We start from the raw sequence: 21,061 nt of genomic DNA, 5'->3' as shown, positions 1-21,061 counted from the left end.
CACGACGTAAATAAAAAATTATAAAATTAGAGAGAGAACTATTATGAAAAAATTAATTAAAATAACCTTATTGATTACCTCATTACTTGGTTTTTCAGCGATAGCGCAAGCCGCTGATTATGGCGTGGCATTAAATTGGAATACGACTGACGCTGATAAAGTGTTGAATATGATGGGTGAGCAGCGTTCTGCATTTGGTGAGTTAATTAAGAAGAAAGAAATCAAAGATATGTTCTTAGTCGAAAGTGAAATTGATGGTAAATCTATAGGGATCTTACGTTTTGTTATTGAAGCTGACAGTAAAGAAGGTGTTGAAGATAAATTATCGGAACTTCCATTTTATAAAGAGAAACTAGTTAAAATTGTTAATATTCAACCGCTTGGTGATAAGTGGTTAGATAACACTCCAAGCAATAAGAATTATGGATTAATGTTTAAGTGGGATACAGATATTAATGTATTAGAAATGGACAGAGTGATAGGTATTGATTTGCAGCGTGTTATTGCGCTTAATAAATCGGGTCTAGTTACGTCTTCTTATATAGATACCCAAACAGTAAAAGATGGCTCAACACGACCAACATATTCAGTCTCCATTATGGCGAGAGATGAGGTACATGCACGTGAACTAAGTCAGCAATTTGAGGTAGTTTCTCTTGGCTACGCAAAGGTTGACGTTATGTATTTAGGTCATAAAATTAATATGGCAGGTCTATAAGATGAAAGTATCAAAAGAGAATATGACTAATTTAATGTTTCTGGTTGGTATTATTATGTATGTTGGAGGGATTTTATCTCACATTGTGATTGGTAATGTATTTAATCATGATGATATGCATGCACTTTATTATATGTCTGTATATAAAGAACAAAGTGCTTATATTTTGATTGTGCCAGGTTTGATTTTAAAATTGCTAGCTACTTTTATGGAATTTAAGCAGTATAAAGTTAAGCCTGTCTGGTTAAAAATCCAATATGCCTGCATGATGTTTTTAACCATAAATGCACTTGTATTTTTAGTTCCCATGATGCCCGAGTTAACGGCACTTTCTGCACAAAATATTGCTCTTGGACAGATAACAAGTATCTATCAAGAAACCGCACATAGAGAAATGTTGATCGGTATATCAAATGCATTACCTTTGCTAATTATGGTGGTTTTAAGTGGATTAAGCCCTAAAGGTAACGATGATAAAAATAGATATTAAAAATAGGAAAAAGGTTGAAGATATCGCTATCTTCAACCTTTTTATTTTTTACGCTTGAAATTAGTTGGTAAGTGCTAACTTCGCTCCAAAGCCCACTAATAACGAGCTTAAACCGTATTTAAGTAGATTAGAAAAAGCCTTACTTTCTGCTATTACCGTTCTGAATTTCCCAGCAAAAGTGGCAATACAGATAAACCATAATAAAGCGATGAAAGATGTTGTAATCCCTAGCATACCAATCATTGATGGTGATGACGTTTCAGGGGTTAAAAACTGAGGAATAAAAGCAACAAATGTTAGACAAACCTTAGGGTTTAACGCATTGGTTAAAATTCCTTGGCGATAGACTTTCATGTTTGATGCTTTCTTCGCTGTTTCTAATTCGGCAATCCCACCTTTAGCAGTAAACATTTTAAAACCGATGTAACATAAGTAAGCTGCGCCAATGTATTTAATAATAGTAAAAGCAGTAGCAGAAGATAACAGTAAAGCGCTTAAACCAATAACGGCTAAGAAGGTGTGAAATAGAACACCAGTAGCAACGCCAAACGCAGCATAAATACCCGTTTTAGCACCGCCACTTAAAGCTCTTGAAAGAACGAAAAAGAAATCAGCACCGGGCATCGCGCAAAAGGCGAACATACCAGCAATAAAAAGAAGATAGGTTTCAATGCTCATAATGATCCATGTATCTAAGTATTTAAGATGTATGTTTTCTGAAAAGCTCAATTGAGCTTGAGGTTAATTTACTTCTTATTGAGTAATATATAAACCGTTATTCTGACACTTCGAGTAAATAATCTTCAACTTGTTCTGATAACCAGTCAATTATCACGCCACGAGGCATATTGGCTTTAGTCATTTCTGCAAAAGATTGCCAATTCATCGCTCGGTTATGTTTAAGTACTTTTAATGTACCGTCTCGTAAATGTTCATTAATTAATAGTGACGGAACAGAAGACCAACCTGTTTTATCTAATACCGCATCGCGCAAGTGTTCATAAAACGTCAGAGCGATGTACTTGCTTGATTTTGGTTCTACGACCATTAATCCATCTTCATCAATGTAATTTACAATGATTTCGGTATTACTCTCAAGGTCGGTTAAATTTACTTTTCTGAGTTGATTGAGTGGATGATCTTTATGGGCGACAGACATCATTCTTATTTGGCCTAATTCATTTTGTTGAACGTGCAGTAATTCATTATTGATCGGTAACAAGCCATAAGCGACATCAACAATATTTTGTTCGACCATTTCTTCTAATTCAGGAGAGGGAGCAACATAAATAGAGATACTTGTACTTGGGAATTTACGACTCATTTTTCCTAAAATTTGACGCCACACTTTTTCGGGAAGGGCATCATCGCGCACAACTCGAATCGTTGAAGCGACGCCGTTGTTGTATTGAAAGCATTTGTTTTCAATGTCATTGCCAATTAGGGAGATCCGTTGAAAATCATGAACAAGAGATTCTCCTATCTCTGTGGGTGTAATGCGATTCCCCGTTCGAGTTAACAAGGTTACATTTAGTTCATCTTCTAACGCATTTAATGCGGCACTTACTGTTGTTCTGCTTTTTTGAAGTTTGCGTGCGGCTTCCGCAATAGACCCAAATTCAACCGTATATAGAAACATTTCAATTTGACTGGTTTTCATTATTTTGACTCAATAATAGAAATGATAAATGTAGATATAGCATTAAGCGACGAATAAGTTGGCGCTGACTGATTATCCTATCACCAATTTTAGCTATATGATGCTTTATATACATAAAAAAGACGAAAAATAAGTCTAAGGGATAAAAGTATGTCGTATTCAATTCATAAAGAAAGGCGGTTGTTGATCGTCTCTATATTTTCTGCATTATTGTTTGCCATGATTGGCATAGTATTAGGTTCGCTGATCCATTCATTAGTCATCATTTTTGATGGTATCTACTCGCTCGTCAGTTTAGGCTTAACTTTAGTTTCGCTTATGGCTGTGATGTATATTCGAAAAGAAGAAATAGCTAAGGATATTAAGTACGTTAAGATAATTGAGTCTTCAGTTATTTTGCTCAAAGGGATCGCAATTACCTTAATGTGTGTGCTGTCGTTTATTTCTGCTGTTCAAGCTATTATGGAAGGAGGGCGAGAGGTAAATACGGGGATCGCATTAGCTTTTGGTGTGTTCAGTATGATTGGTTGTTACACCAGCTATTGGTTAATGAAAACACAAGGTGAGGAAGTTAACTCGGCACTTATCGATGCAGAAGCAAAACAATGGTTAATGGATACCGTGATAAGCGCAGCCGTGTTTGTTGGCTTTATGATAGCAAAACTCTTGTTATTAACGTCATACGCACATTATGCACAACTTGCAGATCCTGTCATGGTGGTGCTTGCTTCTATTTATTTTATTATTGTTCCAGTAAAGATGATATTGAGCTCGGCAAAACAATTACATCAGTTAAGCCGAAACACATTTCTAGCAAAGTATTTACACGTTTAAGTACGCTCATCTTTAGGCGTATCCATCACCACTAAGGTTCCAATTGAGTTGGCCTGAGAGATCTCTCCAAGCACATTTGAATGAAATTGCTTATAATAAGAGGATAGACTCTCAGTCTCAACCCGTAGTAAGTATTCATTTGAGCCTGTTATATTGTGGCATTCAGTCACTTCTTTCGATTCTATTATCTGAGTTTCAACATATTTTTGTGATTGTTTACTGTGATTAGATAATCCAATCGTCACATACGCGACAAACCCTATCCCACACTTGGTTGGGTTCAATATTGCTCGGTAGCCTTGAATTGTTTCATTTCTTGCACTCGTCTAAGAGTTGGAGGAGGGGATAATCCAATAAGTTCAGATAGCTCGACATTGGTCAATCGACCATTCAATTTTAACTCTTGCAATATTCTTTAGTCAAACCTATCCATAAAGACCAAACCTTGCGTATTTAATTTATTTAAAGCAAATATAGACAGAAAATTTACTCAGTCTCACATTAAGATACAAGGAGTACTTATTTTTATAAGATGATTAGTATGGAATATCCTCATTTATTTGCCGGATCTCTTTGTTAGTGCAATGTGAATCATAAGGATGTGTTATCTTTAATTTATCACTTGTGAATTCACAATTAATAAGGTTATTCCTATGTATCGCTACATGTTTCTGCTCGTCATCACTATTTTTACCTCTTTGTCCCTGCAAGCTGAAGAGCAACGTTACTCTGAGCAAGAATATCTTGATAGACCATTAATGGAGCGTTATATCCTTGATGAACTTAAAGCTCTAAGAACGGATCAACAAGATTTAGAACGTCGGTTGACGATACAAATTACTGATCGTGAATTATCTGTAGCAGATAAATCGTTAAATTATTCTAATGTGACTGTGACTTATTTCTTCTATGTTATTGCCGCCGTTGCTTCTTTAGTTGCCTTGATTGGGTGGCAATCTCTAAAGGAAATGAAGCAAAACACCAGAGAGATGGCAGATAAACAGCTCTCTAAAATTGCCCAAGATTATGAAAAGAAGTTTGGTGCCTTAGAACGAGATTTAAAACGTAAAACACGAATAATCACAGAGAATAACCGCGAAATTGAAATCATCAATGAAGTCCATAACTTGTGGTTGAGGGCTCAAAGCGTTCAAACAGCCGAGCAAAAAATGGAAATTTATGATGAAATTTTAAAGGTTAGGCCTGGTGATTTAGAAGCGTTAACTTATAAAGCCGATGCAGCAATGGAAATGCGAGAGTTCCATTGGGCTTTAAACTTGTGTAATAGAGTTCTGGAAGTGGATGATCAAAACGCACATGCACTATTTCAACGTGCGTGTGCGTATGCTCAATTGGGTGCTGATGTTCAGGCTATTGATGATTTACTGCGTTCAATTAATGCTAGTTCTTCAATGCGCGATCTTGTTGCGGAAGAAACTGATTTTGATCCATTACGAGGCCTTGAGCGTTTTGAAGCCATACTAGAAGAGTAGTTTTTTATACTATTCACCAAGGTGCTCAGTGATGAAATCTAAAAAGCAGCGCACCTTGGCTGACATATGTTTACGGCTGGGATACACAAAAAACACATCAATCGTCAGTTTGGGGTAGTCTGAAAACAGTTCAACCAATTTTCCAGTTTCTAACTCGTCAGTTAAGTGGAATTTGGGAATGCGAGTTATCCCTTGGCCCGCAATACATAAAGACAATTCCATAAATGAGTTATTAGTAATCACTTGGCTTTGAAGTGGAACAGGTAGCTCTTTATTTTCCTTATCGATAAAATCCCATACCGCCCCTTGTTTTACATAAGCATAGCCAATGGTTCTATGATTGGTGAGTTCTAAAGGATGAAGCGGAGCACCGTACTTCTTTAAGTAATCAGGAGAGGCGATAACCACGGCTTGTGAGCTTAAAAATCGACGACTGATTAAGCTAGAGTCTTCAAGTTGATGAGATGCTCGAATTGCCATATCAAACCCTTCTGCCACAATATCTATTTTACGATCATTTAAATCGAGCTCTAATGTGATATCTGGGTAGCGATCAGCAAATTTACCAAGAATAGGACGCAAACGAGAAAGGGCAAAACCAACAGGGCAACTTACTTTAAGGCGACCTTTTGGTGTCGATTGTTGGCCAGTAACGGAATTCTCAGCCATTTGTGCATCTTCAATCAATTGTTGGCATTGTTGAAAATACAATTCTCCTTCAGGGGTTAATCGCAGGGTTCGTGTCGTGCGATGTAATAAGCGAATGCCGAGACGTTCTTCTAGCTTTCCTATTTCTTTGCTGATGTAGGATGTTGAATGTCCGCTACTGTGTGCGGCTTGTGTAAAACTGCCACTAGTCACGACCTCAACAAAAATAACCATGCCATCAAATAGTGCTGAATTAAAGGCCATATTTATCTACTCACACCTATATTATAAGTCATATGGAAACAATCATTGCACATTTGGGTTATTAATTAAAGTTCGTGGATGAACTATAGTTACTCCATCGCAAACAAGAACAATAAATTTGAAAAGAGTAGAGTATTAATTACTCTTTTTACTTTATCGAATATGAAGGTACTCCTATGAAAATTTTAGCATTAGCAGCAAGCAGCAGTTCAACATCAATTAACAAACAATTGGCAACTTACGCAGCCGGTCTAGTGCCGAATGGTGATGTTGAAGTGTTAGATTTAAATGATTTCGAAATGCCTATCTTTAGTGAAGATAAAGAGAAAGAATTAGGGCAGCCAGAACCTGCACAGCGTTTTTTCCAAAAACTAGGTGAAGCGGATGTGATTGTTATTTCTTATGCAGAACATAATGGTTCATATGCAGCAGCATTTAAAAATGTATTTGATTGGACGTCTCGCATTAATATGAAGGTATACCAAGGCAAGCCTGTTGTGATGCTAGCGACCTCTCCCGGTCCTGGTGGTGCTGCAACAGTATTGGCTGCGGCGACTGGTTCTGCTCCTTATTTCGCAGCAGACGTAAAAGGATCACTTTCTATCCCAAGCTTTTATGATAATTTTGATATGGAAAAGGGTGAGCTGCGTAATGATGATCTTGTCAACCAACTAAAAGCGATAGTTACTGGCTTATAAGATTACGCTTTACGCCGATATTGAAAATTGAATTTGAGAACGTATTTATCATTTGATGAGTGCGTTTTTGTTTGTTGGCTTATAACGAAGGAGTGAAAAGCTAATAATAGTATTCATAAATTGACACATAAATTCTCCACAACAGAATCAGACACTTCTTTTATAGCTCACAAAATCCCAACAAATGAACAGCCTTTCATCACTTGATACTATTATTCACAATAGATATAGCACAGAATAGATACGCTTGGATTATTATATAATCATGATTTATATAGGACGTTTTTTTATGATTAAGAAATATATCGCTTCGCTATTATTGATGGTTAGTTTTATTACTCCAACTTATGCACAAAGCATTGATGAAATGAAAGTAACACAGCAGAATTTACAAGAACGTTTAGTTCAATTATCCACTGCTGATCCTGCCGATAAACTCTTTTTTGAAGATGTACTTCGTCGTAAAAATGAAGGCATTAGAAATGAGATTTCTGTAAAAATTCAAGACGATATTAAAACACCTGCTTTAGCTACTGCTGTTCGCTCTGAGATGATATTAGTGAACCATTTATTAGCTTACAGTCAAAAAGAGCTTGTTCGCCTTACTAAGGCATCAAGAAAAGCAAGCGGTGATGAAAAAGCAGATTTAGAATTTGCGGCTCAAAAACGCCTAACGATGATGGATCAATATTACGTTGAGGCTTTTGAAACGTTGGCATGGGGTAAATCTTTACATATTGATTTCATGAATGAAGAGCAAACGATTTTAAAAGAGTTAGAAACGCGTGCTGATTTATTATTCAACGTCATTCATTATATTGACTCTCAACGAAATGATATTGATCAACGTTTGAAATTTGCTTCTGCTGAACAAAAAGAAAAATTAAAGCAAGCGGCAGTGACAATGACTGAGCGTATCTCATTAATGGTAGCAAGTTTAGAAGCGACAACAGCATTAATGGAAGAGAATGGTGTTGATATTACAAAGTATAAGCAATTAATATTTTCTATTACTGGTGATATAAATAGTGATGTATTAGACGTTAGTGTTGCGTATGGTTTAACAGAAGAGTGGGTAACTGGCTTTAAAAATTGGGCTGTAGAAAATGGGCCTTCTATTATTGTTAAACTCATTATTTTTGCAGTTATTCTTTGGATTTCTAGTTTTCTTTCTCGCCTTGCTAAGGTTGCTATTAAGAAAAGTGTGTCTCATTCAAAAATGAAGTTTAGCCATTTGATGCAAGATTTCTTTGTGTCGATGGGCTCAAAGTTTGTAATGATGATTGGTGTTTTGATTGCTCTGTCTCAGATTGGGATCAACTTAGGTCCATTATTAACGGGCTTTGGTGTTGCTGGTGTAGTGATTGGTTTTGCATTAAAAGATACCTTATCTAATTTTGCTTCGGGCATGATGATTTTAATTTATCGCCCATTTGATGTGGGTGATCTTGTTGATCTTGGTGGGGTTGTAGGTAAGGTAAACCGGATGAACTTAGTGTCAACAACAATTAAAACGGTTGATAACCAGAACCTTATTTTCCCGAACAATAAAATTTGGGGTGATGTGATTAAAAATGTCACTATTGAAACTGAACGTCGTGTTGATATGGTTTTTGGTATTGGTTACCAAGATGATATAGAGAAAGCAAAAGCTATCTTTAATGATATTTTATCGAATCATCCAGCGGTATTAAAATCACCTGAGCATATGGTTAAGTTGCATACTCTTAATGAGTCATCCGTTGATTTTATTGTTCGTCCATGGGTGAAAACAGATGACTACTGGAATGTATATTGGGAAGTAACTGAGGCCGTTAAGAAGCGTTTCGATGCTGAAGGCGTTAGTATCCCATTCCCACAACGAGATGTGCATGTATACAAGCATGAAGCATAATTATAGTGATATGTAGTTAAAAAGAGCGGCCGATTGGTCGCTCTTTTTTTTAGTCATTATTCTGAGATATCATCTGTTTTTATTGTTATTGGGGATGGTTTTTTGAATTTTTTAACTAATAGAGAGATAACGAAGCATATTGAACTGACAATCAGTACTGAACGTAAAATAGTGAAACTATCATGCTCTAATTGCTGAATATGAGGGCCAACAGAAGCAAATAAACGTAGGCTGAAAAAGGCGAGTAAGATGAAAGGGACAATTTTTTTCATGCGTAAATGCTCCGCTATGATAGGGAATGGTTGTTGATGAATAAGGTCATCATAACCAAAGTGGAGCCTAATTTAATGGATTTTCTTAGTAATGTTAGATTACAGTTTTGTGTCAATAACTGCTTCTAATCTTATGGTTTTTTGGGAGAAAAGAATGCTTGTGGTCTAGAGATTTATGTTCTTTTGGTTTGATCGGGCCACAAAGGAAGTAAATCATTTAGTGAATGTAACGTATGGAATTTAAGAATAAATTAAATACATTGAAGAAAAAGCTTTACAATCTTTGGTGTTAGGGTATTATTTATCTCGCTCTGTTGCTCAGGGTTGTTAATGAACATCAAGTAAAAGTAAGCCTTAGTATTTCTTCGTAATGTCGTTATTCTCAGTGTTTCCCTTAGCTTTGTAGTCACATTTAATAATTCAAGCTCTAAGCACATCGCACTATGCGATTTTTTATGAATTTAAATATAAGGGACATTACATGTCTAAAACAACTGGTATCGTTAAATGGTTTAACGAAGAGAAAGGTTTCGGTTTTATCACTCAAGATAACGGCGGCGCTGACGTATTCGTACATTTCCGTGCTATCGCTTCAGAGGGTTTCAAAACTCTTGCTGAAGGCCAAAAAGTTTCTTTTGAAGTTGAGCAAGGCCAAAAAGGCCCTCAAGCTGCTAACGTTGTAGCTGCTTAATTTCAAATAAGTTGCGCAGGTGGTCTAGTACCATCTGCGCCACTTTTAAATTTTATTAATGCTCGATTTAGTTCTACTCTGTAAGATATAAAAACATTTCAAACATCTGCTCCTGCTCCTGCTCCTGCTTTTGTACTTGTCATAACATCTCTTAGTTACTTCTACTATCTTCGTTTTAATCAAATCATTTTTCTGTAACATCAATATATTACTCTATTTAAAATAATTTTTAGCCTAGTTATAGTTTTTAATCAGACTAAGCATTAAAAATTTCTTTTTTATAAAACCAAAGGTACTAAATGCAAGTAAATTTTACTATTTTCAAAAATAATGTTTCATGGAACGCGTTAATTCATCAACTAAACAGTGATGTATTATTACGTAATATACTAATGAAAGGCGAACTAGACTCATTTGATATCGATTTTTCATACTGTGAGGATACCGGTAAAGGAAGCATTACCAATAGTTATAATCAACCTATTGGCGATTTTTTAATTTCGTTTTAATTGCCCCCTTCTGCTAGAAAATTAAGCGTAGTGATTACTCTTTAATTAATTATAAAAACAATGATAAATCACAGCGTATTGATATTCTTAAAGAAAGATGATGATTCTTTATGGCGAATCAAATCAATTTTCACATCGTGTAAAAAAGCCTTTAGTTTAATATTGGCTTAAATGTTACTTGGATCATGAAATATAAGTAAAAATACGCAGTACTTTTAAATATTCGTGATCTTGATCCTCGCTAAATGATTAACTCTACTATAAATTGGTTGGGTCATTGAAATTTATGACAGCAGCTCAAAGATGAGCGAGTGATTAAAGGAAGTATCTTATGAAAAGAACAAGAAGAGCCCAATTGCAACGTGCGCGAATTCAATATTGGAAAGACACTGCAAAAGACACGGCTAAAAAGTGGTAAAAAAACAAAACTCCTGACCGTCAGGAGTTTTTTGGTTTTAGCGTTTTGTATTTTTTAAACTGAAAGTTTATCCATCCTATCTAAGCCTATCTAAGCCTATCTATATCAATGTCTTTTTTATTTTTTTTATCAATGTCTGATATCGCTTTGGTAACTCTCGATTTCGTTTTTGAACCAAAAACAAGCGTTCCATAACCAGTTGTGTTGGAGTATGAATATATAAGTTGTCTTTATCCGTAAAGGCATCAATGGCGCTTTGTGGCAGTACGGTAAAGCCAATACCTTGAGCGATAGGTAATAAAATTTGGCTCAATTGATTGATATAACTTGCTACTGGAAATTCATTTGCATTCCCTTTCTCTAACGCCTTATCTTTACAATAATCAAAATAGAGTGATAAATAATGCTCTGCGTCTGGATGTTTAATTAACCCGCAGGACATCAATACTTCAAGGGTAATCGGTGTATTTTTGTAGCATTTTGGTAATGCTAAACAAAGAGGCTCTTCGGTTAATTCTTCGCTATGAAATAAACTAGGTGTTGGGCTATGGGTTACAATGCCAATATCAATGATTCCGCGTTGTATATCCTCTAATATTTTATGATTAGGAGCCGCTTCTAAAGAGGTCGTTAAATTCGGGTGTGTCTTTTGTAAATCGATACATTCAGGATAAAGCGATAGCGCTAAGGCGCCAGAACAAGACAGTTTACATAACCCCTTATGTGGGTCATCAAAACTTAGAGTTTCAATTAAGTTGGCGGTATTGTGTTGTTGTTGTCTTGCAAAATCATAAACCAAACGACCTTGTTCGGTTAGATCAACACTTTTACCTTCCCGCTTTAATAAATCATAACCACAGGCGTTTTCTAATTTTTTGATGTGTTGACTTACGCCTGGCTGAGTCATGTATAGCTGTTCTGCCGTTTGAGTAAAGTGGCCAACATCAACCAAAGTACAAAATGTATTAAGCCATAGAGGGTTAAGCATAAATCACCAAATTAGTCGTTATTTTCTTAGGTTTCAATATAACAAAATATTATGAGATTAAAAATAACTGATAACTTTATGTGCTTAGTGATCAGAATATTTAAATATTCTGATCAGATTGATATTATACTCGTGGAAATTTTTTTATGAGAAATATAAATGGAATGTCCAAGCTGTGAAGAGCATATTGGCTGGGAGTGGGTTGAAGAGGAAGCCATTGAACCGAATGAGATTTTTGAGTGTCCTGAGTGTGAAGAATCGCTACGTTATCTGATAGATGAAGGGACGTATTTAGGCCCTCAACATAAAACGGTAGAAGTGGTGAGTTAAACATCACTCCTACCATTTAGGGCGGTTATTATGAAAGCTTAAAGGTAGCGACTTTTTCACTTAAATTAGCGGCTTGCTCTTTGAGAGAATGGGATTGAGCTAAACTATCAGTTGAATCGATAACAAGTAGGTCTGTGACATCTTTAATGGATGTGACATTTTGAGTTATCTCGCCAGTTACGTGGGTTTGCTCTTCAGCGGCTGTCGCAATTTGAGTCGCCATGTCGCTGATTAAAGTCACTGATGAGCTAATTTCTTCTAGTGCCAGTGCTGCTCTATCTGCATCTTCTACTGAACTATTTGCCAACTTAGAGCTACTTTGCATTAAGTTAACTGCGCGACTTGTCGTTTGTTGAAGGATATCAATCGTCGATTTAATCTCTTCTGTTGAAGTATGAGTGCGTTGTGATAATACTCGAACTTCGTCAGCAACAACGGCAAAGCCACGCCCTTGCTCTCCTGCTCGTGCGGCTTCAATCGCGGCATTCAGTGCTAATAAATTCGTTTGTTCAGCGATACCTTGAATCGTTGCCAATACAGTATTGATCTCTTGAGAGTGCTGCTGAAGCTCACTGATTACCATGCTTGCTTCATTGACTTCATTTGCTAGGTTATTGATTGATGCTTTTGTTTCAATAACAAGAGAGCGACCTTTGTGAGTACTGCTTGATGAGTTTTGAGCAGCTTCTGCGGTTTGCTCAGCATGAGAGGCTATTTCACGAGTGGCTGATGCCATTTCAGTTACCGCAGTGGCAACCATTGTGATTTCTTGTTGTTGAAGATTAAGTTCTTTAACTGAATTGTTTGCTCGGTTAGTACTTTGCTCTGAACCTTCTGTTAATTGTTGAGATTGTAGACGAACATGCTGAATAAGCTGTTGTAAGCTTTCAACAAAAATATTGAAGTTGTTGGCAAGCTCACCAACTTCGTCTTTATTTTCAACATGAATTCGTTGCGTTAAATCACCACTGCCATTGGCTATTTGAGCTAGCGCTTGAGATACATTATTCAGTGGACGAAATAGAATATTACATAGTAGGTTGAATAATAACGTACAAATAATGACAACAATTGTTGTTACCAGCATCTGACCTGATATGGCATCAAATAGAGGGGCAACTAGCGAATCATAATTAATTATGCTCACTGTAATTAAACTTGTGTCATCAATTTTTTGAGCATATATAATGTATTTCTCACCATCTAATTCAATAGATATGTCAGAGTTACTATTTGTTGCCTGTTGAATCGTTGAAAAATCTAAGCCTAAAGTAGAGACTGATTTATTTAATAGCTTTGTATTTGGATGAGTAAAAATATTGCCTTTATTATTCGCAATAAACATAAACCCTTCACCAGGAATAATGACTTTTTTCATGCTGTTTAGGATATCGGTGATCTCAACATCGGCGCCAAGAACCACTTGCTGACCATGAAGATTTAACGCTTTTCCTAAAGAAACAACATTTGCCCCTGTTGCTGCGGCAACGGTTGGATTATCCATAAATACTTTTGAAGGTGCGGCAACAGCGTTTGTGTACCAACCCCATTTTCTTGGATCATCATTACCAGGTGGAAGGATCACACTATTTGCATTAGCTTGAGAACCATCCGGGTAAGCAAGGAATACATTATCAAATTTTGCAGAATCACGAACTTGTTTTAAATGAACAGCAATGGCATCAGCATTTGCTTCTTGAGGCAGTGAGGTTAATGCGCGTTCTTTAGATAAAATCCAATCGGTCACGTATTGATTGTACGAAGCTGTCGTACTTTCTAAACGTTGTGTTACTTCAGTATCTAAACGCCCTAAAGAGGCATTAAATGATAGGGCTTCAACTAATACTCCTCCGAGTATAATTGCAGCACTAGCTGATATAGCTAGTTTGTTTTTAAGTGATAAATTTTTTAACATGTGAGTTCCATCTTTTTAGTTACGTAGTGATGATTTGGTGAATAGTGATATTCAAACTTTGTAATAATAAATTTAAGATCCAAAATGAATCATGTCATAAATATTACATTGAAGATAATAATAGGAATGAAATAAGTATTTGACTTGTATATCTATCAAGCATTCTCCGTGCCATTTATATTATGAATATAATTTTTATTTAAATGGTAAAGTAGCGCTGCTGCTTTTTTTATTGCAATGGCATTAGCGCTATGGGGTAAGTACGCAGTCAGTGATGAAGATGCTATAGTGATGACAAGCAGTGCAGCTGTTGATCTATTGCTAACAGGCATGAATGCTGGTGGTTTACCAAAGAGAAGAATTGATTTTTTGATTTTTGTACACCTAAATAAGTAAAACTCTCCCTTTTTGTAACAAGGAACGTTCATGAAACTAGATCATAATTTTTCTAATCAAGCGATTGATGCCTTTATCAAAATTAGTGCCATTTCGGTTCTGGTTTTATGGTGCTTGTCTATATTAAAACCTTTCCTCTTATTGATGGTATGGGGCGGTATTATCGCTACCGCCTTATACCCAATAGTGGCCTTTTTTAATAGAAAAACCAGACTGAGTGAGAGTAAGATCAGTATTATTTTAACCATTATCGGTGTTTTACTGTTATTGGTTCCATTGGTTGCTCTATCTACAGGGATTTACACGAGTGGAACTGAATTGTTTTTAGGCTATCAAGATGGAACGATAGCGATCCCTAAGCCAAAAGCAAGTATGCAAGACTGGCCGATTATTGGAAACGAAGTCTATTCCTTTATGTCATTAGCCTCGTCAAATCTTGAAAGCCTGTTATTTAAATACAGTGCTGAAGTGAAAGTCGTTGCCAGTAAAGCGGCTTCAATTGTCGGTTCGTTGGGCGGTGGTTTTATTCAATTTATTGTATCGACTATTATTGCCGGTGTTTTTATGTCTCATGCAGCGAAGTGCGAGCAAGCCTTTATTTTAGTTTCAAACCGCTTAACTGGATCTCATGGTGAAGCGTTAACGAAACTGTCGACTAAAACAATAAGAAGCGTGGTTCAAGGGGTAATAGGGGTTGCCGTCATACAGACCACATTAGCAGGGTTAGGTATGGCTGTGATTGGTATTCCTACGCCAGCGTTGGGTTTGTTGATTTTCTTAGTGCTTGTATTTGCGATTATTCAACTGCCGCCAATTTTAATACTGCTACCTGTTATTTTTTATGTGTTCAGTGTTGATACGACAGCGCCTGCGGTTCTGTTCTCAATTTGGTGTGTGTTGGTAAGCAGCAGCGATGCATTTTTAAAACCGATATTATTAAGCCGAGGCTCTCATATACCTATGATCGTTATTTTGCTAGGCGCTTTAGGTGGTATGGCGATGTCAGGTATTGTTGGTTTATTTGTAGGGGCAGTGATACTGAGTTTAACGTATCAGTTATTTACCGTTTGGTTAAATAATGAAGCTGAAGAAAATGTAGAACAGGATGCTTAAAGTTTTTTTGGGAGGGAATGATATTGGCAGATAATCCATCATCTGCCAATAAAAGCATTGAGTATGTAGCTTATCAGTTAATCGAACTCTTGATCTTCAAGTTGACGCTCTTTACGTAAGCGAGCTTCTTCCATCACAGCGTTAATTTCAGCCATTAATCCATCAACATCGGCATCTTCGCCATCATCAATAAATACGCCTGTTAGTACTGTATGCGGCGTTAATTCACCAACTTCATATAGAGCCCACATTTCTTTGGCATATTCAGTACCAAGCAGCTCAGGAGCATATTGGCCATAGTATGTGGTCATATTGTTGACATCACGCTCTAACATCCATTTAGCGTTATTATTTGCTGATGCATCAACGGCTTGAGGTAAATCGATAATGACAGGGCCAAGATGATCAACTAACACGTTAAATTCAGATAAATCACCGTGTATGATGCCGACGCATAGCATACGAGTGACGTATTGGATCATTAAATCGTGATCGCGTAATGCTTGTTCTTTACTTAATGAAATATCGTTAAGACGAGGGGCTACAGAGCCTTCATCATCAGTGACGAGTTCCATCAATAATACACCATCAAAACAACCATAAGGTTGTGGTACTCGAACTCCAGCAGCTGACAGTTTATACAGTGCATCAATTTCAGCGTTTTGCCATACTTTCTCTTGTTCGTCTCGGCCGAATTTTGAGCCTTTCTCCATCGCACGTGCTCGACGGCTATTTTTTACTTTTCGGCCTTCGCGATAGGCAACGGCTTGTTTAAAGCTACGTTGCTCAATTTCTTTATAAACTTTGGCACATTTAATATCGTCGCCACTACGGACGATGTAGACATCCGCTTCTTTGCCACTCATTAATTGGGTTTGAACTTCATCTATTAAACCATCTTCAACTAATGGCAGTAATCTGTTTGGTATTTTCATTGCACCTTCAATATGAGTGTAGGTAACGTCGCAAAGTGTGACGTGATTTTTTATAATACGTAATATAAAGGGCATTATGCCTATATTCTGCTTTGTCACAAGTTTTGGTGATAAGTTATTTTCTGTCTTGTATGTGATGAAGCCGAGATTTCTTTTAATTTAGGCTTAATTTATAGACTACAGATACGATCTAACACAAGTTTTAACGCTGTTATTTCTGATATGGTTTTTACATCTTTCGTAATTCTATCACTTATTTTACTTGAATTGGATAGAAGTAAACAGTGATGTTAAATAGACATAAGGCAGTACCAATGGATATTTTATTATTAAGTAACGGCAAAATTTCTGGTAACAACTACGTAATGGAATTTGCGAGTGAAGCAATTGTTGAGCAAATTCAACGTACTAAAGCAAAGAATTTAGTACTTATCCCTTACGCGGTAATTCGTTCTAGCCACGATGACCGTGTTGCTTTGGTTCAACAGACGTTTGATCACTTAGGTCTAGATTGTAAAGTAACGGGTCTGCACCGTTCAGAAGACCCTGTAAAAACGATTCAAGAAGCCGATGGGATTTTGGTGAGTGGCGGTAATACATGGGTATTAAATAAAACATTGCATGATTTAGGGCTTGTTGGTCCAATAAGAAAAGCCGTATTGGATAAGGGTATCCCATACATTGGTTGGAGTGCGGGCACAAACATTGGTTGCCCAACGATCCGTACGACGAATGATATGCCAATTATCACAGGGGCGATTCTTCCTTCGCTAAACTTAGTGCCATTTCAAATTAATCCGCACTATTTAGAAGCGTCTGTTGAAGGGCACTTTGGTGAAACGCGTGATGAACGTATTCAAGAATTTTTAGAAATCAATAAACACGAACCGGTTGTTGGGATCCCTGAAGGCACATGGCTGCATATTCTTGACGGTAAGTTAAGCTACCATACTGCCAATGAGAAATCGTTGAAGTTATTCTCGTATGGTAAAGATCCTGTGTATTACAGTGCAGAAGATGATGTTCAATTCTTAATGGAACACAGCTGTTAATTTATGTTTGTCGTAAAGCGATAGATTAAGAGGAGGCCAAGTTACTCGATAACTTGGCCTTTTTATTTTTAATCTAGATTGAGTTCTGCAATAACCACATCAGCGGCCTCTAATGCGCCTTCTAAATAGCCCCCATTATCTTGCGCTGCCTCTGTTCCTGCAAAGTACCAATGTAAGTTGCTTAAGGCCTTAGTTGATGAAGATAAGCCATAACGAGGATGAGCTGTCGGTGCTTGATGATCGTCAAGGGTGGCAGTATGAATTTCTTGGCTCCAATCAATTAGCTTTATATCAATCGGGTGACTGGCTTTCTCACCAAAAATTCGAGTCAATTGTTCTACTGCGGCTTGTTTTATTATTGCCTCTCCTGCTTTCTTACGAGTTGCAGCATCGACACCGACAAAGCCAAATAAAGCGCCAACGCCATCAAACGTACTGGCATCATGGATTTCGACTAATGGCCCTATGCGGCTGCTGGCAGAGCCTGATAATCCCTCTTCTCTCCAGAAAGGCGTGTCATAAATAGCAAAAAACTTTGCGTGTGCCGCCATCCATGTTGTTGTAGAGCTAAAATGTTGCGTTGTTTCTGTCGGCAAGCTTGGTGTGAAAGCAACACGGTCAGCTAAGAGGCGTAACGGCATGGCAAAAATCACATGAGCCGTTTCAATCGTCTCTGGTTGACTGTTGTGCATCAAAATAACAGAAGAGTGATTGTTTTCTTGAGATCTCACATGAGTCACCGTGCTATTTAGTTGCACTCGATGAGAAGGTAAAGAGGCGAGTAGCGCATCAACAACACTTTGCATACCGCCCGCAATTCTCATGGAGGTAGGAGATTGCTCAAACCCAGAGTCATAACGTATTGGTGCGCTGTTTTGTTGGTTCTCGAGTAAATAATCGCCTTGAGAGTACTGTGGGAAAATAGGCAACATTAAGTCATCGATAAGTTGCGTAATACGTGGATGCATTTGTGGCCAAAACCAAGATGGCCCCATGTCAACGCTATCTAACGGAGATAATATCGTTGATGAAGATAAAATAGGCGACGATAAAATTCTGCCTCCAATGCGATCTCTCGCTTCAATGACTCGATACTCTTTTCCCATTTTTTCAAGTTGATGTGCCATGTATAATCCACTTAAACCGGCACCAACAATCAGATACTCTGTTTTCATTTTATCTCTCGCTTATGCTTGAATTTGGTGTAAGTGGTGGCCTGTTTTTATCCAGACTGTACAGTCGTTCTGCCCGATGGTTGCTTGCAATGAGTCGCCAATAGGCAAGCGAAGCCAGTCAAATTTTTCATAGCTGATGTTCTCATAGGTAAATGATCCATCAATGACCAGTATTTCTATTCCACCTTGGTTTTCAAGTTCAATGGTCTGATTGGCTTGCCATTGCTCAAGGCGAACTACCTCATGTTTAAAGGTGTGTAATAGTTGAAATTGAACCCCATGACGTGTCGAGTCGTTGTTAAAAGGCTGAGTTTGGGTATCAATATGAACGGGTGTGTTGTCACCGTCTTGGTATTGCCCTAGCTTGACTAAAATCATGCAGCCATCTTTCACAACCGGAGCGTGTGACGTTCCTACTGGGTTGCGCATGTAAGTACCAACAGGGTAGTTACCATGCTCGTCTGCAAAAATCCCTTCTAATACTAAAAACTCTTCGCCGCCAGTATGAACATGAGAAGAAAAATAACTGTCAGATTCATAACGTACTAAAGAGGTAGCTGTTGCGATCTCACCACCATCACGCTCTAACATCTTACGAGTCACCTCTTTAATAGGGGATGGGATCCATGTTGATGCCGTGAAAAAAGCATTCGCTTGTAGTGATAAGTCAGTATGTAGTTTCATGATAAACCTGCGTGAATGGCGAATAATTAAATCTATTGTGTTATTTTTTTCTAGGTGTAACAAACCAGAACTCCTATACTTTCGCTAAAGATTTTCTTTAATGTTAAGAGTTGAGGTTAAGGTTAGAAATGAAAATAAATCATCTAAATGGCTTGAAAGCGTTTGAAGCCTCTGCTCGTCACTTGAGCTTTTCTTTAGCGGCAAAAGAATTGAATGTCACGCCTGCTGCCATTGGCCAACAAGTGAAGTTGTTAGAAGAATGGTTAGGGATCCCTTTGTTTGAAAGGCGTTCCTCTGGGGTGTCACGGTTAGTATTAACCAAAGAAGCCTTGCTGGGGTTACCTGAAATCACTCGTGGTTTTGAGCATTTATCTCAAGGGTTAGCTTTATTAAAGCCAGCAGAAGTGAATACTATTTTAACCGTGGCGGTCAGCCCTGCGTTTGCCGCGAAATGGTTATTAATGCGCATTGATGACTTCCAAACATTACATCCTGAATGGGATCTGAGATTAGATACCAATATTAGAACCGTTGATTACCTTGCTGAGAGCATTGATATTGGTGTTCGCTATGGTAAAGGGGAGTGGGAAGGGCTAGATAAAATCTTGTTAATGACCGAGTCTGTTTTTCCGGTTTGTTCTCCTGAGCTGTTAAAGAAAGGATTGAATAGCGTGGGTTCATTGGTTGATTTTCCATTACTGCATGATCTTTCTTTACCTAAAGAGAGTGGTTTTCCTTCGTGGGGTGGTTGGTTTGAACAGAATGAAATTTACAATGTAAATACAGATAAAGGATTGAAAATAAATAATTCAGCCTCTGTTATACAGGCGGCGATAAGTGGACAAGGGGTGGCATTAGGCCGAAGTGTGTTGGTACAAGAGGATCTGGATGGGGGGCGTTTAGTACAGCCTTTTCCTGAATTGCAATGTAATATCGAATTAGCTTATTACATCGTTTGGAAACCGAGTGCAGTGTCTAATGAAAAGGTTGCGGTATTTAAGCGTTGGTTATTAAGTCAAGTTTGATATCAAAAATCAAATTAAGACAAAACAAATATCCCCAAAGTACAAGTGAGTAAGGGTGTATCTCTATTTTCTACGCAACAAAAAAGCCTCTTTAATTAGAGGCTTTTTTATTTTAACTGAACGTTATCTCGATAATCGGAATGAGAACGTTAGATCTTTGCAATACTTTCAAGTTGTAATACAGGGGCTGCATCAATGTCTTCTGCGTTCATCATTGAAGATACACGCTGCATTGAAGACAGTATAAGGCTTTGTTCCCACGATTCTAAATTATGGTACTTGTTCACAAAGTTATCTTGTAAAGACAGTGGGGCTTTACTAAGTAACTCTTCCCCTTTTTCAGTCAAATTAGCATGTACTTTTCGTCTATCAGATTCGCTACGGATACGTTGAACGTAACCATTATGCTCTAAGCGATCGATAATAGTCGTGGTGGTTGCTTGGCTTACGTTTGTATGTTTTGACAGTTCTTTGATCGTTACATTATGCATGCTTTGAATCGCACGCATTAAAATAAGTTGAGGACCTGTTAATCCATATTCTTTACTCAGTTTTTTCGATTGTAAATCGATAGCTCGAATTATCTGACGAATAGCGACCAAAACTTCTTCATGTTTATCCACGTAACAGACCTTTGTATAAATGTAAAATTGATGGTTTACAACGTTGTTGATTTCCGCATTGTACTGATGTTCGTACTATTCTCAATCTTTTCTCGTATTGCTTGCTTATCCATTGTTGTTTTTTTTCTCAATTGAGGTCTAACAACACGATACCATTACTTTAAGATAGTTGATTTGTGCGAGATATTCAGGAGAAGTGACATTATTCAGGTGTTTTTTAAAACTTAGAGAGTAAA

Annotated in this window: 22 protein-coding genes and 2 pseudogenes; 13 read left to right on the top strand and 11 right to left on the bottom strand. The window is 37.4% G+C overall.

Features of this window, described 5'->3' with window-relative positions; all coding sequences use genetic code 11:
• The first annotated feature begins 43 nt into the window (after nt 1-43).
• On the top strand, nt 44-718 hold the full coding sequence (locus tag Q1K78_RS07945; RefSeq protein WP_300176484.1) for a hypothetical protein: 675 nt from the start codon (nt 44-46) through the stop codon (nt 716-718).
• Between the two features lies 1 nt (nt 719).
• Nucleotides 720-1,208: an enoyl-CoA hydratase gene (locus Q1K78_RS07940; RefSeq protein ID WP_300176481.1), complete on the top strand. Its 489-nt coding sequence runs from the start codon at nt 720-722 to the stop codon at nt 1,206-1,208.
• A 60-nt stretch (nt 1,209-1,268) separates the two neighbouring features.
• On the opposite strand, the gene Q1K78_RS07935 is transcribed toward Q1K78_RS07940, so the two are convergent.
• Entirely contained in the window at nt 1,269-1,886 is a 618-nt protein-coding gene (locus Q1K78_RS07935) for a LysE family translocator (RefSeq protein WP_300176478.1), read from the bottom strand.
• A 97-nt stretch (nt 1,887-1,983) separates the two neighbouring features.
• Entirely contained in the window at nt 1,984-2,868 is an 885-nt protein-coding gene (locus tag Q1K78_RS07930) for a LysR family transcriptional regulator (protein ID WP_300176475.1), read from the bottom strand.
• Nucleotides 2,869-3,018: 150 nt separating this feature from the next.
• On the opposite strand from Q1K78_RS07930, the gene Q1K78_RS07925 reads away from it, so the two are divergent.
• Nucleotides 3,019-3,702: a cation transporter gene (locus tag Q1K78_RS07925; RefSeq protein ID WP_300176472.1), complete on the top strand. Its 684-nt coding sequence runs from the start codon at nt 3,019-3,021 to the stop codon at nt 3,700-3,702.
• On the opposite strand, the pseudogene Q1K78_RS07920 reads toward Q1K78_RS07925, so the two are convergent.
• Nucleotides 3,699-4,114, bottom strand: a pseudogene (locus tag Q1K78_RS07920) (Lrp/AsnC family transcriptional regulator). The gene Q1K78_RS07925 and the pseudogene Q1K78_RS07920 sit on opposite strands and share 4 nt — an antisense overlap.
• Before the next feature lie 241 nt (nt 4,115-4,355).
• Here Q1K78_RS07920 and Q1K78_RS07915 point away from each other — a divergent pair.
• Nucleotides 4,356-5,195, top strand: coding sequence for a hypothetical protein (locus tag Q1K78_RS07915; protein WP_300176469.1), 840 nt, complete (start codon nt 4,356-4,358; stop codon nt 5,193-5,195).
• Between the two features lie 9 nt (nt 5,196-5,204).
• Here the strand turns inward: Q1K78_RS07915 and Q1K78_RS07910 are convergent, their stop codons facing one another.
• Complete coding sequence (locus Q1K78_RS07910; protein WP_300176466.1) at nt 5,205-6,107, bottom strand: LysR family transcriptional regulator; 903 nt, start codon at nt 6,105-6,107, stop codon at nt 5,205-5,207.
• 176 nt (nt 6,108-6,283) lie between these two features.
• Between Q1K78_RS07910 and Q1K78_RS07905 the strand changes: the two genes are divergently transcribed.
• Nucleotides 6,284-6,805, top strand: a complete 522-nt coding sequence (locus Q1K78_RS07905) for an NAD(P)H-dependent oxidoreductase (RefSeq protein WP_300176463.1) — start codon at nt 6,284-6,286, stop codon at nt 6,803-6,805.
• Nucleotides 6,806-7,094: 289 nt separating this feature from the next.
• On the top strand, nt 7,095-8,699 hold the full coding sequence (locus Q1K78_RS07900) for a mechanosensitive ion channel family protein (RefSeq protein WP_300176460.1): 1,605 nt from the start codon (nt 7,095-7,097) through the stop codon (nt 8,697-8,699).
• 56 nt (nt 8,700-8,755) lie between these two features.
• Here Q1K78_RS07900 and Q1K78_RS07895 read toward each other — a convergent pair whose 3' ends face one another.
• Nucleotides 8,756-8,971 carry a hypothetical protein gene (locus Q1K78_RS07895; protein WP_300176457.1) on the bottom strand — a complete coding sequence of 72 codons (216 nt, stop codon included), beginning with the start codon at nt 8,969-8,971 and terminating at the stop codon, nt 8,756-8,758.
• A gap of 481 nt (nt 8,972-9,452) precedes the next feature.
• Between Q1K78_RS07895 and Q1K78_RS07890 the strand changes: the two genes are divergently transcribed.
• Nucleotides 9,453-9,662, top strand: coding sequence for a cold-shock protein (locus tag Q1K78_RS07890; RefSeq protein WP_012552262.1), 210 nt, complete (start codon nt 9,453-9,455; stop codon nt 9,660-9,662).
• 299 nt (nt 9,663-9,961) lie between these two features.
• Nucleotides 9,962-10,171: a hypothetical protein gene (locus Q1K78_RS07885; RefSeq protein WP_300176440.1), complete on the top strand. Its 210-nt coding sequence runs from the start codon at nt 9,962-9,964 to the stop codon at nt 10,169-10,171.
• Between the two features lie 518 nt (nt 10,172-10,689).
• On the opposite strand, the gene Q1K78_RS07880 is transcribed toward Q1K78_RS07885, so the two are convergent.
• Complete coding sequence (locus Q1K78_RS07880) at nt 10,690-11,577, bottom strand: LysR family transcriptional regulator (RefSeq protein WP_300176437.1); 888 nt, start codon at nt 11,575-11,577, stop codon at nt 10,690-10,692.
• Between the two features lie 159 nt (nt 11,578-11,736).
• Here Q1K78_RS07880 and Q1K78_RS07875 point away from each other — a divergent pair, with 159 nt between their 5' ends.
• Entirely contained in the window at nt 11,737-11,907 is a 171-nt protein-coding gene (locus Q1K78_RS07875) for a hypothetical protein (RefSeq protein ID WP_300176434.1), read from the top strand.
• 28 nt (nt 11,908-11,935) lie between these two features.
• Here Q1K78_RS07875 and Q1K78_RS07870 read toward each other — a convergent pair whose 3' ends face one another.
• Nucleotides 11,936-13,822 (bottom strand): methyl-accepting chemotaxis protein, encoded by a 1,887-nt coding sequence (locus tag Q1K78_RS07870; RefSeq protein WP_300176431.1) that lies wholly within the window; start codon nt 13,820-13,822, stop codon nt 11,936-11,938.
• A 225-nt stretch (nt 13,823-14,047) separates the two neighbouring features.
• Here Q1K78_RS07870 and Q1K78_RS07865 point away from each other — a divergent pair.
• Nucleotides 14,048-14,155: pseudogene (locus tag Q1K78_RS07865) on the top strand (EamA family transporter); the annotation flags it as partial.
• A gap of 93 nt (nt 14,156-14,248) precedes the next feature.
• On the top strand, nt 14,249-15,331 hold the full coding sequence (locus tag Q1K78_RS07860; protein ID WP_300176428.1) for an AI-2E family transporter: 1,083 nt from the start codon (nt 14,249-14,251) through the stop codon (nt 15,329-15,331).
• A 77-nt stretch (nt 15,332-15,408) separates the two neighbouring features.
• Here the strand turns inward: Q1K78_RS07860 and Q1K78_RS07855 are convergent, their stop codons facing one another.
• A complete protein-coding gene (locus tag Q1K78_RS07855; RefSeq protein WP_300176424.1) occupies nt 15,409-16,266 on the bottom strand; it encodes a PA4780 family RIO1-like protein kinase in 858 nt (285 codons plus the stop codon).
• A gap of 314 nt (nt 16,267-16,580) precedes the next feature.
• Here Q1K78_RS07855 and pepE point away from each other — a divergent pair, with 314 nt between their 5' ends.
• Nucleotides 16,581-17,318, top strand: coding sequence for a dipeptidase PepE (pepE, locus tag Q1K78_RS07850; RefSeq protein WP_012552222.1), 738 nt, complete (start codon nt 16,581-16,583; stop codon nt 17,316-17,318).
• 68 nt (nt 17,319-17,386) lie between these two features.
• Here pepE and Q1K78_RS07845 read toward each other — a convergent pair whose 3' ends face one another.
• Nucleotides 17,387-18,493 (bottom strand): FAD-dependent oxidoreductase, encoded by a 1,107-nt coding sequence (locus Q1K78_RS07845; protein ID WP_300176416.1) that lies wholly within the window; start codon nt 18,491-18,493, stop codon nt 17,387-17,389.
• 12 nt (nt 18,494-18,505) lie between these two features.
• Nucleotides 18,506-19,177, bottom strand: coding sequence for a cupin domain-containing protein (locus tag Q1K78_RS07840; RefSeq protein WP_300176413.1), 672 nt, complete (start codon nt 19,175-19,177; stop codon nt 18,506-18,508).
• A 128-nt stretch (nt 19,178-19,305) separates the two neighbouring features.
• Between Q1K78_RS07840 and Q1K78_RS07835 the strand changes: the two genes are divergently transcribed.
• Entirely contained in the window at nt 19,306-20,202 is an 897-nt protein-coding gene (locus Q1K78_RS07835) for a LysR substrate-binding domain-containing protein (protein ID WP_300176411.1), read from the top strand.
• 149 nt (nt 20,203-20,351) lie between these two features.
• On the opposite strand, the gene Q1K78_RS07830 is transcribed toward Q1K78_RS07835, so the two are convergent.
• A complete protein-coding gene (locus Q1K78_RS07830; protein ID WP_065609880.1) occupies nt 20,352-20,825 on the bottom strand; it encodes a MarR family transcriptional regulator in 474 nt (157 codons plus the stop codon).
• Between the last annotated feature and the right edge of the window lie 236 nt (nt 20,826-21,061).

It is taken from the genome of uncultured Aliivibrio sp., from assembly GCF_946479765.1.
Taxonomy (GTDB): Bacteria; Pseudomonadota; Gammaproteobacteria; order Enterobacterales; family Vibrionaceae; genus Aliivibrio.
This window is presented reverse-complemented; position numbering and strand designations above follow the sequence as displayed.

Coding starts and splice junctions, on each gene's coding strand:
- Q1K78_RS07945 (WP_300176484.1), top strand. CDS start 44: ATGAAAAAATTAATTAAAATAACCTTATTGATTACCTCATTACTTGGT.
- Q1K78_RS07895 (WP_300176457.1), bottom strand. CDS start 8,971: ATGAAAAAAATTGTCCCTTTCATCTTACTCGCCTTTTTCAGCCTACGT.
- Q1K78_RS07885 (WP_300176440.1), top strand. CDS start 9,962: ATGCAAGTAAATTTTACTATTTTCAAAAATAATGTTTCATGGAACGCG.
- Q1K78_RS07875 (WP_300176434.1), top strand. CDS start 11,737: ATGGAATGTCCAAGCTGTGAAGAGCATATTGGCTGGGAGTGGGTTGAA.
- Q1K78_RS07870 (WP_300176431.1), bottom strand. CDS start 13,822: ATGTTAAAAAATTTATCACTTAAAAACAAACTAGCTATATCAGCTAGT.
- Q1K78_RS07840 (WP_300176413.1), bottom strand. CDS start 19,177: ATGAAACTACATACTGACTTATCACTACAAGCGAATGCTTTTTTCACG.
- Q1K78_RS07900 (WP_300176460.1), top strand. CDS start 7,095: ATGATTAAGAAATATATCGCTTCGCTATTATTGATGGTTAGTTTTATT.
- Q1K78_RS07915 (WP_300176469.1), top strand. CDS start 4,356: ATGTATCGCTACATGTTTCTGCTCGTCATCACTATTTTTACCTCTTTG.
- Q1K78_RS07845 (WP_300176416.1), bottom strand. CDS start 18,493: ATGAAAACAGAGTATCTGATTGTTGGTGCCGGTTTAAGTGGATTATAC.
- pepE (WP_012552222.1), top strand. CDS start 16,581: ATGGATATTTTATTATTAAGTAACGGCAAAATTTCTGGTAACAACTAC.
- Q1K78_RS07860 (WP_300176428.1), top strand. CDS start 14,249: ATGAAACTAGATCATAATTTTTCTAATCAAGCGATTGATGCCTTTATC.
- Q1K78_RS07890 (WP_012552262.1), top strand. CDS start 9,453: ATGTCTAAAACAACTGGTATCGTTAAATGGTTTAACGAAGAGAAAGGT.
- Q1K78_RS07935 (WP_300176478.1), bottom strand. CDS start 1,886: ATGAGCATTGAAACCTATCTTCTTTTTATTGCTGGTATGTTCGCCTTT.
- Q1K78_RS07930 (WP_300176475.1), bottom strand. CDS start 2,868: ATGAAAACCAGTCAAATTGAAATGTTTCTATATACGGTTGAATTTGGG.
- Q1K78_RS07940 (WP_300176481.1), top strand. CDS start 720: ATGAAAGTATCAAAAGAGAATATGACTAATTTAATGTTTCTGGTTGGT.
- Q1K78_RS07925 (WP_300176472.1), top strand. CDS start 3,019: ATGTCGTATTCAATTCATAAAGAAAGGCGGTTGTTGATCGTCTCTATA.
- Q1K78_RS07855 (WP_300176424.1), bottom strand. CDS start 16,266: ATGAAAATACCAAACAGATTACTGCCATTAGTTGAAGATGGTTTAATA.
- Q1K78_RS07880 (WP_300176437.1), bottom strand. CDS start 11,577: ATGCTTAACCCTCTATGGCTTAATACATTTTGTACTTTGGTTGATGTT.
- Q1K78_RS07910 (WP_300176466.1), bottom strand. CDS start 6,107: ATGGCCTTTAATTCAGCACTATTTGATGGCATGGTTATTTTTGTTGAG.
- Q1K78_RS07905 (WP_300176463.1), top strand. CDS start 6,284: ATGAAAATTTTAGCATTAGCAGCAAGCAGCAGTTCAACATCAATTAAC.
- Q1K78_RS07835 (WP_300176411.1), top strand. CDS start 19,306: ATGAAAATAAATCATCTAAATGGCTTGAAAGCGTTTGAAGCCTCTGCT.